Annotated in this window: 15 protein-coding genes and 1 other RNA gene; 5 read left to right on the top strand and 11 right to left on the bottom strand. The window is 62.7% G+C overall.

Features of this window, described 5'->3' with window-relative positions:
- Position 1 precedes the first annotated feature (1 nt).
- The 3 genes from mraZ to rsmI all read right to left on the bottom strand — a co-directional run bounded on the left by mraZ (position 2) and on the right by rsmI (position 2,010).
- Positions 2-457 carry a division/cell wall cluster transcriptional repressor MraZ gene (mraZ, locus tag HMPREF1224_RS33370; RefSeq protein ID WP_003103101.1) on the bottom strand — a complete coding sequence of 152 codons (456 nt, stop codon included), beginning with the start codon at positions 455-457 and terminating at the stop codon, positions 2-4.
- A 314-nt stretch (positions 458-771) separates the two neighbouring features.
- Positions 772-1,121, bottom strand: an RNA gene (gene rnpB / locus HMPREF1224_RS40360) — RNase P RNA component class A.
- A gap of 40 nt (positions 1,122-1,161) precedes the next feature.
- Positions 1,162-2,010 (bottom strand): 16S rRNA (cytidine(1402)-2'-O)-methyltransferase, encoded by an 849-nt coding sequence (gene rsmI, locus HMPREF1224_RS33365; protein WP_003120901.1) that lies wholly within the window; start codon positions 2,008-2,010, stop codon positions 1,162-1,164.
- Between the two features lie 126 nt (positions 2,011-2,136).
- Here rsmI and HMPREF1224_RS33360 point away from each other — a divergent pair, with 126 nt between their 5' ends.
- The 4 genes from HMPREF1224_RS33360 to HMPREF1224_RS33350 are packed head-to-tail and all read left to right on the top strand — an operon-like array spanning position 2,137 to position 5,522.
- Complete coding sequence (locus tag HMPREF1224_RS33360; protein WP_010793805.1) at positions 2,137-3,951, top strand: penicillin-binding protein activator; 1,815 nt, start codon at positions 2,137-2,139, stop codon at positions 3,949-3,951.
- Positions 3,948-4,325 (top strand): YraN family protein, encoded by a 378-nt coding sequence (locus tag HMPREF1224_RS0112350; RefSeq protein ID WP_031628191.1) that lies wholly within the window; start codon positions 3,948-3,950, stop codon positions 4,323-4,325. The genes HMPREF1224_RS33360 and HMPREF1224_RS0112350 overlap by 4 nt, the downstream gene beginning before the upstream one ends.
- 28 nt (positions 4,326-4,353) lie before the next feature.
- The gene (locus tag HMPREF1224_RS33355; protein ID WP_003094149.1) at positions 4,354-4,947 is read left to right on the top strand and encodes a phosphoheptose isomerase; all 594 of its coding nucleotides are present in this window, start codon (positions 4,354-4,356) and stop codon (positions 4,945-4,947) included.
- Complete coding sequence (locus HMPREF1224_RS33350) at positions 4,944-5,522, top strand: BON domain-containing protein (protein ID WP_003094151.1); 579 nt, start codon at positions 4,944-4,946, stop codon at positions 5,520-5,522. Before HMPREF1224_RS33355 ends, HMPREF1224_RS33350 begins: the two co-directional genes overlap by 4 nt.
- 56 nt (positions 5,523-5,578) lie before the next feature.
- Here the strand turns inward: HMPREF1224_RS33350 and HMPREF1224_RS33345 are convergent, their stop codons facing one another.
- From HMPREF1224_RS33345 to rplM, 7 genes are all read right to left on the bottom strand, one after another.
- The gene (locus HMPREF1224_RS33345) at positions 5,579-5,986 is read right to left on the bottom strand and encodes a ClpXP protease specificity-enhancing factor (RefSeq protein WP_003094153.1); all 408 of its coding nucleotides are present in this window, start codon (positions 5,984-5,986) and stop codon (positions 5,579-5,581) included.
- Positions 5,987-5,997: 11 nt separating this feature from the next.
- Positions 5,998-6,615, bottom strand: a complete 618-nt coding sequence (locus HMPREF1224_RS33340) for a glutathione S-transferase N-terminal domain-containing protein (RefSeq protein WP_003094155.1) — start codon at positions 6,613-6,615, stop codon at positions 5,998-6,000.
- Positions 6,616-6,700: 85 nt separating this feature from the next.
- A complete protein-coding gene (locus HMPREF1224_RS33335) occupies positions 6,701-7,483 on the bottom strand; it encodes a cytochrome c1 (RefSeq protein WP_003094157.1) in 783 nt (260 codons plus the stop codon).
- Complete coding sequence (locus HMPREF1224_RS33330) at positions 7,483-8,694, bottom strand: cytochrome b (RefSeq protein WP_003094159.1); 1,212 nt, start codon at positions 8,692-8,694, stop codon at positions 7,483-7,485. Before HMPREF1224_RS33330 ends, HMPREF1224_RS33335 begins: the two co-directional genes overlap by 1 nt.
- A complete protein-coding gene (gene petA, locus HMPREF1224_RS33325) occupies positions 8,694-9,287 on the bottom strand; it encodes a ubiquinol-cytochrome c reductase iron-sulfur subunit (protein WP_003100631.1) in 594 nt (197 codons plus the stop codon). Before petA ends, HMPREF1224_RS33330 begins: the two co-directional genes overlap by 1 nt.
- A 249-nt stretch (positions 9,288-9,536) precedes the next feature.
- Positions 9,537-9,929, bottom strand: coding sequence for a 30S ribosomal protein S9 (gene rpsI / locus HMPREF1224_RS33320; RefSeq protein WP_003098810.1), 393 nt, complete (start codon positions 9,927-9,929; stop codon positions 9,537-9,539).
- Positions 9,930-9,943: 14 nt separating this feature from the next.
- Complete coding sequence (rplM, locus tag HMPREF1224_RS33315; RefSeq protein WP_003094164.1) at positions 9,944-10,372, bottom strand: 50S ribosomal protein L13; 429 nt, start codon at positions 10,370-10,372, stop codon at positions 9,944-9,946.
- 245 nt (positions 10,373-10,617) lie between these two features.
- On the opposite strand from rplM, the gene HMPREF1224_RS33310 reads away from it, so the two are divergent.
- On the top strand, positions 10,618-11,655 hold the full coding sequence (locus HMPREF1224_RS33310) for an NADP(H)-dependent aldo-keto reductase (protein WP_003145890.1): 1,038 nt from the start codon (positions 10,618-10,620) through the stop codon (positions 11,653-11,655).
- Positions 11,656-11,739: 84 nt separating this feature from the next.
- Here the strand turns inward: HMPREF1224_RS33310 and HMPREF1224_RS33305 are convergent, their stop codons facing one another.
- Positions 11,740-12,885, bottom strand: a complete 1,146-nt coding sequence (locus HMPREF1224_RS33305; RefSeq protein ID WP_003120905.1) for an acyl-CoA dehydrogenase family protein — start codon at positions 12,883-12,885, stop codon at positions 11,740-11,742.
- Positions 12,886-13,064: the final 179 nt, after the last annotated feature.

Below are 13,064 nucleotides of genomic sequence, written 5' to 3'. Positions count from 1 at the left end.
GTCAAAGGATCAGGTCGCGTAGTTCGTCCGGCAGCCCACCGGGTTGTTTGATTGCCGCCAGGTCGGCTTCAGCCATGGCGTTCCAGGCATCCTCATCCCACAACTGAAACTTGTTCAGTTGCCCCACCAGCATCGCCCGCTTGTCCAGCTTGGCGTACTCGCGCAGGCGCGGCGGAATCAGGAAACGCCCGTTTCCGTCCAGTTCCAGATCGACGGCATTACCGATCAGCAGCCGCTGCAGGCGCCGCGTTTCTTCTCGCAAAGAAGGCAGCTCGCGCAGCTTGGCTTCGATCAGTTCCCATTCGGGCAAGGGGTAAACGGTGAGGCAGGGGTCGACTGCGTCGATAGTGACGATGAGCTGGCCGGCACAACGCGAAACGAGCTCGTCACGATACCGACTCGGCATCGCGAGGCGCCCTTTGGCGTCGAGACTTATGGCATTAGCTCCGCGAAACACGTCAGCGCTTCCCCTGTGGTTGGCTTTCCATGCCAATTGATCCCACTTTTACCCACTTCATACCACTTCTGCACACTATAGAAATCCACACTCCCCACCGTCAAGGCGCGTCAGAAGTGAAAAATCCTTACAGGACGGAGATTTAGCGTGCTTTTGGAAGGTTGCGGAGCGCTTTTAGAAGTAAAAGAGATGACAAAACACAATAAGTCCAAAGTCTTAGCCTTCGAACTTAAAGTGATTTATCAAGAGTTGCGGCTTTTCGCTTTTGCGACGGACGGATAAAACCGGGAAAAAGCGAAGAGAGTGGGAAGAAGTGGGAGAGTCGATCTATAAGCCGGGTTCTGTCGAGGACAGCCATTCCTCTGGGACGCACATCACTGTACGCCTCAAGCGACCTACCCGAATCCAACGCGGGCCGCGCCAATGGATTCCTATTTGGTCTTGCTCCGAGTGGGGTTTACCTAGCCACGCACTGTTGCCAGCCGTGCGGTGCGCTCTTACCGCACCTTTTCACCCTTACCGGCGCTGTTGCGCTTAGGCGGTTATTTTCTGTGGCACTTTCCGTAGGCTCGCGCCTCCCAGGCGTTACCTGGCACTCTGCCCTATGGAGCCCGGACTTTCCTCCACCGCGCTATTGCGCGACAGCGACTGTCCAATCGACTCTCCGCCGACAAGGTTAGCGGGAGCAGGCGCGAAGAACAAGCTCAACTCTTCCCTTGGCGTTGCAAAGCCTGTTGATACAAAAGGTTTTTTCGCACCCCGGTAATTTCCGCCGCCAGCGCCGCGGCTTTCTTCAACGGCAGCTCGGCAAGCAGCAGGTCGAGCACCCTGAGCGCCTCCGCACCGATCGACTCCTCGCCTTCCGGCGCCTGCCACCCCGCCACCAGCACAACGCACTCGCCGCGCTGCTGGTTGCTGTCCGACGCGACCCAATCGTGCAGTTCGGCCAACGGCAGGCTGCGAATGGTCTCGAAGGTCTTGCTCAGCTCCCGCGCCAGCACCGCACGGCGCTCCCCGCCGAACACGTCGCGCATGTCCGCCAGGCTTTCCAGCAGACGATGGGGCGCCTCGTAGAAAATCAGCGTGCGCGGCTCTTCCTGTACCGCCTGGAGGCGGCTGCGTCGTCCCGCAGCCTTGGCGGGCAGGAAACCTTCGAAGATGAACCGGTCCGACGGCAATCCCGCCGCCGACAGCGCCGCGATCAGCGCGCAGGAGCCCGGCACCGGGACCACCCGGATACCCAGCGCCTGTGCCTGGCGCACCAGGTGGAAGCCGGGATCGGAAATCAGCGGGGTACCGGCGTCCGAGATCAGCGCGACGTCCTCCCCACCCTGCAGCCGGGAGATGAAGCGCCCGCCCTCCTCGCGCTCGTTGTGCTCGTGGCAGGCCGCCAATGGCGTCTCGATGCCGAAGTGCTGGAACAGCCGGATCGAATGGCGGGTATCCTCCGCAGCCACCAGGGCCACCTCCCGCAGCACCCGCAGGGCGCGCGGGCTGATGTCGTCGAGATTGCCGATCGGGGTCGCCACTACGAACAGAGTGCCTGCTGACACGAAAATACCTCGGGAGCTATCTGAAAAGGCGGCATTGTATCGCGATTCAGGGTGCCGCCATCGCACCCGAGGCGGGCCTCCGGTACAATCGGCGACTCTTCGTGAATGCGCCATGAGAAGCCCTATATGATCGCTTGCCTGCGTCCGCTTTCTGCTCTGATCCTGGCCGGTCTGCTGACCGCCTGCGCGACCTCGTCCAATTCCGGACTGGGCGAACTTCCCCGTACGCCGAATGCCAGCATCGAGCAGTTGTTGCAACAGGCCAGCCAGAGCAAGCCCGAGGAAGCGGCGCTGCTGCGCCTCTCGGCAGCGGACCTTGCCTACCAGCAGAAGGACCTCGCCAGGTCCACCGCCATCCTGGGACAGATTCCGCTGGAAAGCCTGAAGCCGGCCCAGCAGGTCTTCGCCAGCACCCTGAACGCCGAACTGGCCCTCGCCCGCAGCAAGCCCAAGGCCGCCCTGCAGGCATTGCAGCATCCGAGCATGCAGCATCTCAGCGAACTGCCGGTGACCCAGCAGGTTCGTACCCAGCGCGCCAAGGCCCAGGCCCTCGCCGCCGACGGCCAGGTCCTTGCCGCAGCCAAGGAGCGCATCTACTTCGCACCGCTGCTCGAGGGCCCGGCGGTGATCGAGAACCAGGAAAAGATCTGGACCCTGGTCAGCAGCCTGCCGGTCGACCAGTTGCAACCGAGCGCCAACGAAGACGACCTCAGCGGCTGGCTGACCCTGGCACGCATCACCAAGACCTCGCCGACCCTGCAGCAACAGCAGGCCAGCATCGAGAGCTGGCAACAGCAGAACCCCGAGCACCCGGCGGCCAAGCACTTGCCGGCGGCGCTGGAGAAACTCAAGACGCTGTCCCAGCAGCCGCTGACCCGCATCGCCCTCCTGCTACCCCAGCAGGGGCAGTTGGCCAACGTCGCCCGGGCCCTGCAGGACGGCTTCCTCGCCGCCCACTTCCAGGCCCAGCAGGCCGGCCAGAATCCTCCTTCGATCAAGCTCTACGACAGTACCCAGGTGCGCTCGCTAGATGACTTCTACCGCCAGGCCCAGGCCGATGGCGTCGAACTGGTCGTCGGTCCACTGGAGAAGCCGCTGGTCAAGCAACTCGCTAGCCGCGAGCAACTGCCGATCACCACCCTCGCACTCAACTACAGCGACAACAGCCAGGAAGGCCCGGCGCAGCTGTTCCAGTTCGGCCTCGCCGCCGAGGACGAAGCGCGCGCGGTGGCCAGCCGGGCCTGGGGCGACGGCATGCGCCGGGCCGTGGCGCTGGTGCCGCGCGGCGAATGGGGCGACCGCGTGTTGGCCGCCTTCAGCCAGAGCTGGCAGTCCGCGGGCGGCAGCCTGATCGCCGCCGAGCATGTCGACCAGCCGGTACAACTGGCGCAACAGATCGCCGACCTGCTGCAACTGCGCCAGAGCGAAGGCCGCGCCCAGCGCCTGCAGGGCGCCCTCGGCAGCCAGATCGCCACCCAGCCGTCGCGCCGCCAGGACATCGACTTCGTGTTCCTCGCCGCCACCCCGCAGCAGGCCCGCCAGATCAAGCCGACCCTGGCCTTCCAGTACGCCGGCGACCTTCCGGTCTACGCCACTTCGCACCTCTACACCGGGACCAACAACCCGACCCAGGACCAGGACCTCAACGGCATCCGCTTCTGCGAGACCCCGTGGCTGCTCAACCCCAGCGACCCGACCCGCCAGCAGGTCGCCGCCCAATGGCCCCAGGCCAACGGCAGCATGGGCCGCCTCTACGCCATGGGCGTCGACGCCTACCGCCTCGCTCCGCGTCTGCCTGAACTGAAGGCCGTGCCGAGCCTGCAGATCGACGGCCTGACCGGTACCCTGAGCCTGAATCCGACCCAACGTATCGAACGCCAGTTGCAATGGGCCGAGTTCCGCAATGGCCAGGTCCAGCCGCTGGGGACCAGCAGCTTTTGACCGATAGGGAAAGCTCCCGGGACAAGGGGCGCCAGGCCGAGGAACTGGCCTGCACCCATCTACGGCGACAGGGCCTTGCCACACTTGGCAAGAATTGGACCTGTCGCCGCGGAGAGCTCGATCTGGTCATGCTCGACGGCGATACAGTAGTATTCGTCGAAGTCCGCTCCCGCCGGCATCGCGCCTGGGGCGGAGCCCTGGAGAGCATCGACGCGCGCAAGCGGCAGCGCCTGATTCTCTCCGCCGAACTTTTTCTGCAACAGGAGGCGCGCTGGGCCAAACGCCCCTGTCGCTTCGATGTGGTCACCGTCGATACCAGCGACGGACAATCACCACCGCGACTGGACTGGATTCAGAACGCATTCGACGCCTGATCAGCCGCCCCACCGAAGGTCATTACCGATGGACATGCAACACCGTATCCGCCAGCTCTTCCAGGCCAGCATCGAGACCAAGCAGCAGGCGCTGGAAGTACTGCCTCCCTATATCGAGCAAGCCAGCCTGGTGATGGTCAATGCGCTGCTCAACGAGGGCAAGATCCTCTCCTGCGGCAATGGCGGCTCGGCCGGCGATGCCCAGCACTTCTCCTCCGAACTGCTCAACCGCTTCGAGCGCGAACGTCCGAGCCTGCCGGCCGTGGCCCTGACCACCGACAGCTCGACCATCACCTCGATCGCCAACGACTACAGCTACAACGAAGTCTTCTCCAAGCAGATCCGCGCCCTGGGCCAGCCGGGCGACGTCCTGCTGGCGATTTCCACCAGCGGCAATTCGGCCAACGTGATCCAGGCCATCCAGGCGGCCCACGACCGCGAGATGCTGGTGGTCGCCCTGACCGGCCGCGACGGTGGCGGCATGGCTTCGCTGCTGCTGCCGGAAGACGTGGAGATCCGCGTTCCTTCCAAGATCACCGCACGCATCCAGGAAGTCCACCTGCTGGCCATCCACTGCCTCTGCGACCTGATCGACCGCCAACTGTTCGGGAGTGAAGAATGAGCCGTACCGCCTTCGTCGCCGCCACCCTGGCCCTGAGCCTGGCCCTGGGAGGCTGCAGCAGTTTCCTCAGCGCCACCCGGGACAAACCGATCGACGACGATCGCGGGACCCGAACCATCGGCAGCAAGATCGACGACTCGCTGATCGAGACCAAGGCCGCGGTGAACATCGCCAAGGCCGATCCGGCCCTGGACAAGGACTCTCACATCGTCGTGGTCAGCTACAACGGCATCGTTCTGATCGCCGGCCAGACCCCGCGCGCCGACCTCAAGAGCAAGGCCGAACAGGCCGCGCGCACGGTGCAGAAGGTCAAGAACGTGCATAACGAACTGCAGGTGACCTCGCCCTCCTCCCTGCTCGCCCGCAACAACGACGCCTGGATCACCACCAAGCTGAAGACCCAGATGCTCAGCGACCCCAACGTGCCCTCGTCGCGGATCAAGGTGGTCACCGAGAACGGCATCGTCTACATGATGGGCCTGGTCAACCAGCAGGAAGCCGCCCAGGCTGTCCGCGTCGCCCAGGGCGTCGACGGGGTGCAGAAGATCGTCAAGCTGTTCGAATACATAAACTGAAGAACAGCGAACGAAAAAAAGGCGATCCTTCGATCGCCTTTTTCATTGCTCGCCGTTTACTTGACCACCTTCAGGGATGGCCTGCCACTGGGACGCGGCGGCTCATCGGACGGTCCGCCATCGTCATCGCCCGGCTCGTCGTCCACCGGACCCGGCTGCTCCAGATCGAAGACCATGCCCTGTCCGTTTTCCCGGGCGTAGATGGCCATTACCGCCAGCGCTGGAATGTACAGGCTCTGCGCCACGCCGCCGAAACGCCCCTCGAAGCTGACCGCCTCGTTGTCCATGTGCAGATGCCGCACGGCAGAGGGCGAGACATTGAGCACGATCTGCCCATCGCTGGCATAACCCGGAGGCACCTTTACCCCGGCGAACTCTGCGTTCACCAGGATATGTGGCGTGCAATCGTTGTCGACGATCCATTCATAGAGCGCGCGGACCAGATAGGGACGGCTGGAATTCATCTTCATGTTCCTTAACGCATATCTCGTTCAACGGAAGACAGGCTGGCCCGGAAGCTTTCCCGGGCGAATCCGCGCTCCATGTAGTCGAGCAACGGCTTGGCCTGCCGCGGCAACTCGATGCCCAGCAACGGCAGACGCCAGAGGATCGGCAACAGGCAGCAATCCACCAGGCTGAAATCCTCGCTGAGGAAATATGCCTTGTCGGCGAACAGCGGGGAAACCCCGGTCAGGCTCTCGCGCAACTCCTTGCGCGCCTGGACCCGCTCGGCCTCCTTGCTGCGCGCATCCAGGATCCGGTCCACCAGGGAACACCAGTCCCGCTGGATACGATGGATCAACAGGCGGCTGTTGGCACGCTTCACCGGATAATCGGGCAGCAGCGGCGGATGCGGATAGCGTTCGTCGAGGTATTCCATGACCACCGTCGGCTCGTACAGCGCCAGGTCGCGATCGACCAGGGTCGGTACGCTGCCGTAGGGGTTGACCTCCGCCAGCATCGGCGGACAGCGGCCCGCCTCGATATCGATCACCTCTACCGCCACGTTCTTCTCGGCCAGGACCAGGCGGATGCGATGGCAGTAATGATCGGCAGGGTCGGAATAGCAGGTCAGCTTGTTGATTGAAGCCATGGAGCCCTCCTCGCAGGTCGACTTGTGGGAGGTGAAAAGACGCGCGCGCCCCGTAGGGCGCGCGCTTCGAAGACCAACGTGCGGGTTAGTGCACGTCCTTCCAGTACTCGCGCTTGAGGAGATAGGCGAATACGAAGAAGAAGGCCAGGTAGAGCAGGACGTAGGTACCGATACGCTCGGAGGCCAGCTTGTTCGGGTTGGCCGAATAGGCCAGGAAGGTCACCAGGTTCTTGACCTTCTCGTCGAACTGGGCTTCGTTCAGCTCGCCGGTCTTCGGCACCACGGTCAACTGGTCACAAGCTTCGTGAGTCAGCGGGGTACCGGTCAACGGATCGAACTGCTTCTTGCCATCCTCGACCACCTGTACCTGCTTGCAGCCGATCACCTGGCGTCCCTGCAGGGGCGCCAGGACGTTCGGCATGCCGACGTTGGGGAAGATCACGTTGTTCACGCCCCACGGACGCTTGGGATCCTCGTAGAACGAGCGCAGGTAGCTGTACAGCCAGTCGGTGCCGCGTACGCGGGCAACCAGGGTCAGATCCGGCGGAGCGGCGCCGAACCAGGTCTTGGCGTCGGCCGGCTTCATGCCGATGTCCATGTGGTCGCCGATCTTGGCGCCGGTGAACACCAGCTTCTCCATCATCAGATCGGCAGGAATGCCCAGGTCGGTGGCGACACGCTCGTAACGCTGGAACTTGGCGCTATGGCAGCCCATGCAGTAGTTGGCGAAGGTACGCGCGCCATCCTGCATGGCCGCCTTGTCGGTCAGGTCGATATCGACATGATCCAGTTGCGGCCCATGGCCGCCAGCGGCGAAACCCAGGACTGGCAGTACCGCCAGAATCAGTGCAGCGAATTGCTTTTTCATCAGCCAGTCACCCTTTCCGGAACCGGTTTGGTCTTCTCCATCCGGGTGTAGAACGGCATCAGGATGAAGAAGGCGAAATACAGGACGGTGCAAACGCGCGACAGGGTAGTACCCAGCGGGCTCGGAGCCTGGGCGCCGTAGTAGCCGAGGATCACGAAGGACACCGCGAAGATCACCAGCCACAGCTTGCTCAGCCAGCCCTTGTAGCGGATCGAGCGAACCGGGCTGCGATCCAGCCACGGCAGGACGAACAGCACAGCGATCGCCGCACCCATCGCCACCACGCCCATCAGCTTGTCCGGAACCGCGCGGAGGATCGCGTAGAACGGGGTGAAGTACCAGACCGGAGCGATGTGCTCGGGGGTCTTGAACTGGTTGGCCATCTCGAAGTTGGGCTTCTCGAGGAAGTAGCCGCCCATTTCCGGGAAGAAGAAGATCACGGTGCAGAAGATGAACAGGAACACCACCACGCCGACGATGTCCTTCACGGTGTAGTACGGATGGAACGCGATGCCGTCCAGCGGTACGCCGTTCTCGTCCTTCTTCTTCTTGATGTCAACGCCGTCCGGGTTGTTCGAACCGACTTCGTGCAGCGCCAGGATGTGCAGCACGACCAGGCCGAGCAGGACGATCGGCAGGGCGATCACATGCAGGGCGAAGAAGCGGTTCAGGGTGATGCCGGAGATCAGGAAGTCACCGCGGATCCACTGGGCCAGGTCTTCGCCGACCACCGGAATCGCGCCGAACAGGGAAATGATCACCTGGGCGCCCCAGTAGGACATCTGACCCCAAGGCAGCAGGTAGCCCATGAAGGCCTCGGCCATCAGCGCCAGGTAGATCAGCATGCCGAAGATCCACACCAGCTCGCGCGGCTTCTGATAGGAGCCGTAGAGCAGGCCGCGGAACATGTGCAGGTAGACCACGATGAAGAACGCCGATGCACCGGTGGAGTGCATGTAGCGAATGATCCAGCCGTAGTCGACATCGCGCATGATGTATTCGACGGAAGCGAACGCCTCTTCGGCCGACGGCGTGAAGCTCATGGTCAGCCAGATGCCGGTGAGGATCTGGTTGACCAGCACCAGCAGCGCCAGGGAGCCGAAGAAATACCAGAAGTTGAAGTTCTTCGGTGCGTAGTACTTGCTCAGATGGTCTTCCCACATCTTGGTCGCGGGAAAACGCGCATCGACCCAAGCCATGAACTTGTTCATCAGGCTTTCTCCTGGTCCACGCCGATGGTGATGACGTCGTCAGCATCGAACGTATAAGGCGGAATCGGCAGGTTCAGCGGCGCTGGCTGGCCTTTGTAGACACGACCGGCGAGGTCGTAGTGGGAGCCGTGGCAAGGGCAGAAGTAGCCGCCCTTCCAGTCCGGACCGAGGTCGGCGGGGGCGACTTCGGGACGGAAGGTCGGCGAGCAGCCCAGGTGGGTGCAGATGCCGACGATCACCGCCAGTTCCGGCTTGATCGAGCGAAGCTTGGGATCGACGTACTCCGGCTGCTCCGAGGCCTTGGAGTCCGGGTCGGCCAGTTGTCCTTCGAGGCTCGGCAGGGCGTCCAGCATCTCCTTCGTGCGGTGCACGATGAATACAGGCTTGCCGCGCCATTCAGCGATGATCTGCTGACCTGGATCGATCTTGCCCACGTTCACCTGCACCGGCGCGCCAGCAGCCTTGGCTTTGGCACTGGGGAACCATGACCCTACGAACGGGACCGCAGCACCCACCGCTCCCGCCGCGCCAACCACAGAGGTGGCCGCGACGAGGAAGCGACGCCGGCCTGCATTCACGCCGTCATTACTCATTCAGTCGTCTCCCATCAGCTTCAGACCTGTTCTAATCAGGCCTTTAAGTAAAAATTCGAGCCGCGCAAAAAATTCGCCAAATGGTAAAGAAAACCCCCTTTGATGACAAGGTAATAGCCTGACACAAAACGCCCGAAACCCTTGTAGGGCGCGCCCTTCGGCCATGCGACACCTTGCCGCAGAGTTAAAGCGTAGACATAAAAAAACGCCCAGCTCCGAAGAGGTGGGCGTTTTTCAGCAAGCGTCGAATTAACGCTTGGAGTACTGCGGACGCTTACGCGCTTTACGCAGACCGACTTTCTTACGCTCGACTTCACGGGCATCGCGAGTCACGTAGCCGGCCTTGCGCAGCGAGCTACGCAGGGTTTCGTCGTACTCGATCAGGGCACGGGTGATGCCGTGACGGATCGCACCGGCCTGACCGCTTACGCCACCGCCAACGACGGTAACGAAGATGTCGAACTTCTCGACGGTCTCGGTCAGCTCGAGCGGCTGACGCACGACCATGCGAGCGGTTTCACGACCGAAGAACTGATCGAGACCACGGTTGTTGATGGAAATCTTGCCAGTACCCGGACGCAGGAAGACGCGAGCGGTAGCGGTCTTACGACGGCCAGTGCCGTAATTTTGAGTCGCCGACATAATGAGCTATCCCGTTAAATCTTCAGTTCTTGGGGCTGCTGAGCGGTGTGCGGGTGGCTGGCACCCTTGTACACCTTCAGCTTGCGATACATATCGCGACCCAGAGGGTTCTTCGGCAGCATGCCTTTTACAGCGGTCTCGATGACGCGCTCAGGGGCCTTGGCGATCAGCTTCTCGAAGTTGATCGACTTGATGCCGCCCGGGAAGCCGGAGTGGTGGTAGTACATCTTGTCGGTGGTCTTGGCACCGGTCACACGCACCTGCTCGGCGTTGATGACGACGATGTAGTCGCCGGTGTCAACGTGCGGAGTGTACTCAGGCTTGTGCTTGCCACGCAGGCGGCGGGCAATTTCGGTCGCCAGACGACCCAGGGTCTGGCCGGCAGCGTCGACGACGAACCAGTCGCGCTGTACAGTTTCCGGTTTCGCGGTATAGGTTTTCATTCGTTATAGCCTCAGGGGCCGCCTGAAAATAAGACGGCGAATCTTACTGGACAGTGGTTGCCTTGACAAGTCAAGGACAGCCGAAAACAGACACGAATTGGGGCTCGGGTCGGTGTGCGTCCGTAACGACTAGATACATCGATCGGCAGGCTTGGCATCCCCCACCGATGAAAGGCTGCGGAATTATGCAGATTTCGCCAGAATTTACAACCGCATTAACCACTTAATTTCACGAGGACACCCGCATGGAGTATCGCCCGCTCGGCCGCACCGATCTGAAAGTCAGCGCCCTCTGCCTCGGCACCATGACCTGGGGCGAGCAGAACAGCGAGCAGGACGCCTTCGCCCAGATCGCCAGGGCCAAGGCCGCCGGGATCAATTTCATGGATACCGCCGAAATGTATCCGGTGCCGCCCCGCGCCGAGACCTACGCCAGCACCGAGCGCATCATCGGCAACTGGTTCCGCCGCAGCAGCGACCGCGCCGACTGGATCCTCGCCAGCAAGATCGCCGGCCCCGGCAACGGCATCAGCCATGTGCGCGACGGCAACCTCAAGTTCAACCGCCAGCACATCGTCGCCGCCCTCGATGCCAGCCTGGAGCGCCTGCAGACAGACTGGCTGGACCTCTACCAGTTGCACTGGCCGGAGCGGCGGACCAACTTCTTCGGCCAGCTCGGCTACCAGCACCAGGAAGAGAGCTTCACACCGCTGGAGGAAACCCTGGAAGTGCTCGACGAGCAGGTGCGCGCCGGCAAGATCCGCCACATCGGCCTGTCCAACGAGACGCCCTGGGGCACCATGACCTTCCTCAGGCTCGCCGAGGAGCGCGGCTGGCCGCGCGCGGTATCGATCCAGAACCCCTACAACCTGCTCAACCGCAGCTTCGAGGTGGGCCTGGCGGAAATCGCCATCCGCGAGCAGTGCGGCCTGCTGGCCTACTCGCCGATGGCCTTCGGCATGCTTTCCGGCAAGTACACGGACGGCGCCCGCCCGGCCAACGCGCGCATCAGTCTGTACAGCCGCTTCACCCGCTACACCAACCCGCAGGCGGAAGCGGCCTGCGCGCGCTACGTAGCGCTGGCCCGCGAACATGGAATGGAACCGGCGCAGATGGCACTGGCCTACGTCACCTCGCGGCCGTTCGTGACCAGCAACATCATCGGCGCCACCTCGCTGGAACAGCTGGAAACCAATCTCGGCAGCGTCGACCTGAGGCTGGACGAGGAATTGCTCGCCGGTATCGATGCAATCCACCGGGAGCAACCGAACCCGGCTCCCTGAGCCTCCAGGGGCCTGGCGCTGCCGCGGGTTCGGCGGACAACCGCGCGATGCGGTCGTCCGCCCCTCCCGGTGACCAGGCGCGCCTCACAGGGCCCGCGCGATGATCTCCTTCATGATCTCGTTGGTACCGGCGTAGATCCGCTGCACCCGGGCATCGGCCCAGGCCCGCGCCACCGGATATTCCCACATGAAGCCGTAGCCGCCGTGCAACTGCACGCATTCGTCGAGCACCTTGCATTGCAGGTCCGTCGTCCAGTACTTGCACATGGCGGCGGTGGGTACGTCCAGCTTGCCCTGGAGATGCTGCTCCATGCAGCGATCGACGAAGACCCGGCCGACCTGGATCTCGGTAGCCATCTCGGCAAGCTTGAAGCGGGTATTCTGGAAGTCCGCCACCGACTTGCCGAACGCCTTGCGCTCGCGAGTGTAGTCGAGCGTCCATTGCAGGGCCGCCTCGGCCGACGCCAGCGCGCCGATACCGACGGTCAGGCGCTCCTGCGGCAGCTCCTGCATCAGGTAGATGAATCCCTGGCCGTCCTTGCCGAGCAGGTTCTCCCGGGGAATCCGCACATCCTGGAAGAACAGCTCGGAGGTGTCCTGGGCCTTCATCCCGACCTTCTCCAGGCGCTTGCCCTTGCTGAAGCCCGGCGTACCCGCCTCGACCACGAACAGGCTTATGCCCTTGGCGCCAGCCTTCGGATCGGTCTTCGCCACCACGATCACCAGGTCGGCGAGGAAGCCGTTGGTGATGAAGGTCTTCGAGCCATTGATGACGTACTCGTCGCCATCCAGTACCGCAGTGGTCTTCACCCCTTGCAGGTCGGAACCGGCCCCCGGCTCGGTCATGGCGATGGCCGCGACCATCTCGCCGGATACCAGCTTCGGCAGGTACTTGCGCTTCAGCGCCTCGCTGCCGTAGTGGAGGATGTAGGGTGCAGCGATGTCCGAATGCAGGGAGAAACCGATCCCGGTCAGGCCGGCCCGACCGATCTCTTCGATGACCACGGCGCTGTAGAGGAAGTCCGCGCCCATCCCGCCATACTCTTCCGGCAGGTGCGAACAGAGCATTCCGGCCTCGCCGGCCTTGTTCCAGAGCGCGCGGTCGACATGCCCATCCTTTTCCCATTGGTGATGGAAAGGCACGGCTTCCTGTTCGAGGAACTTGCGCACGCTGTCGCGAAACAGTTCGTGGTCGGAGCTGAACAGGGTTCTCGGTATCATCGTGGTCACCTGGAAACGGTCTGGGATCGGGTTGGCTGCACGCGGCAGGTCTTCGACTGTAGGGAAATGCCCTGACCGACGCACTGGACAGTTGCGCCAAAAAATAAGACGATCCAGCCGCCTTTTGACCGCTTTCCCTTACTCACAACAACGATAAAAATCCATGCGCGCTCAATCCGCTCCGGTGC

The sequence above is a fragment of the Pseudomonas sp. P179 genome (genome assembly GCF_000478485.2).
Taxonomy (GTDB): Bacteria; Pseudomonadota; Gammaproteobacteria; order Pseudomonadales; family Pseudomonadaceae; genus Pseudomonas; species Pseudomonas aeruginosa.
Note: the sequence above shows the minus strand (reverse complement) of the source record. Positions and strands in the feature narration are given on the sequence as shown.

What these genes read in the sequence shown, in the direction of transcription:
- HMPREF1224_RS33310 (WP_003145890.1), top strand. Translation starts at nt 10,618, where the DNA reads ATGGAGTATCGCCCGCTCGGCCGCACCGATCTGAAAGTCAGCGCCCTC.
- rplM (WP_003094164.1), bottom strand. Translation starts at nt 10,372, where the DNA reads ATGAAAACCTATACCGCGAAACCGGAAACTGTACAGCGCGACTGGTTC.
- HMPREF1224_RS33350 (WP_003094151.1), top strand. Translation starts at nt 4,944, where the DNA reads ATGAGCCGTACCGCCTTCGTCGCCGCCACCCTGGCCCTGAGCCTGGCC.
- HMPREF1224_RS33345 (WP_003094153.1), bottom strand. Translation starts at nt 5,986, where the DNA reads ATGAATTCCAGCCGTCCCTATCTGGTCCGCGCGCTCTATGAATGGATC.
- rpsI (WP_003098810.1), bottom strand. Translation starts at nt 9,929, where the DNA reads ATGTCGGCGACTCAAAATTACGGCACTGGCCGTCGTAAGACCGCTACC.
- HMPREF1224_RS33340 (WP_003094155.1), bottom strand. Translation starts at nt 6,615, where the DNA reads ATGGCTTCAATCAACAAGCTGACCTGCTATTCCGACCCTGCCGATCAT.
- petA (WP_003100631.1), bottom strand. Translation starts at nt 9,287, where the DNA reads ATGAGTAATGACGGCGTGAATGCAGGCCGGCGTCGCTTCCTCGTCGCG.
- HMPREF1224_RS33360 (WP_010793805.1), top strand. Translation starts at nt 2,137, where the DNA reads ATGATCGCTTGCCTGCGTCCGCTTTCTGCTCTGATCCTGGCCGGTCTG.
- HMPREF1224_RS33330 (WP_003094159.1), bottom strand. Translation starts at nt 8,694, where the DNA reads ATGAACAAGTTCATGGCTTGGGTCGATGCGCGTTTTCCCGCGACCAAG.
- HMPREF1224_RS33335 (WP_003094157.1), bottom strand. Translation starts at nt 7,483, where the DNA reads ATGAAAAAGCAATTCGCTGCACTGATTCTGGCGGTACTGCCAGTCCTG.
- HMPREF1224_RS33355 (WP_003094149.1), top strand. Translation starts at nt 4,354, where the DNA reads ATGGACATGCAACACCGTATCCGCCAGCTCTTCCAGGCCAGCATCGAG.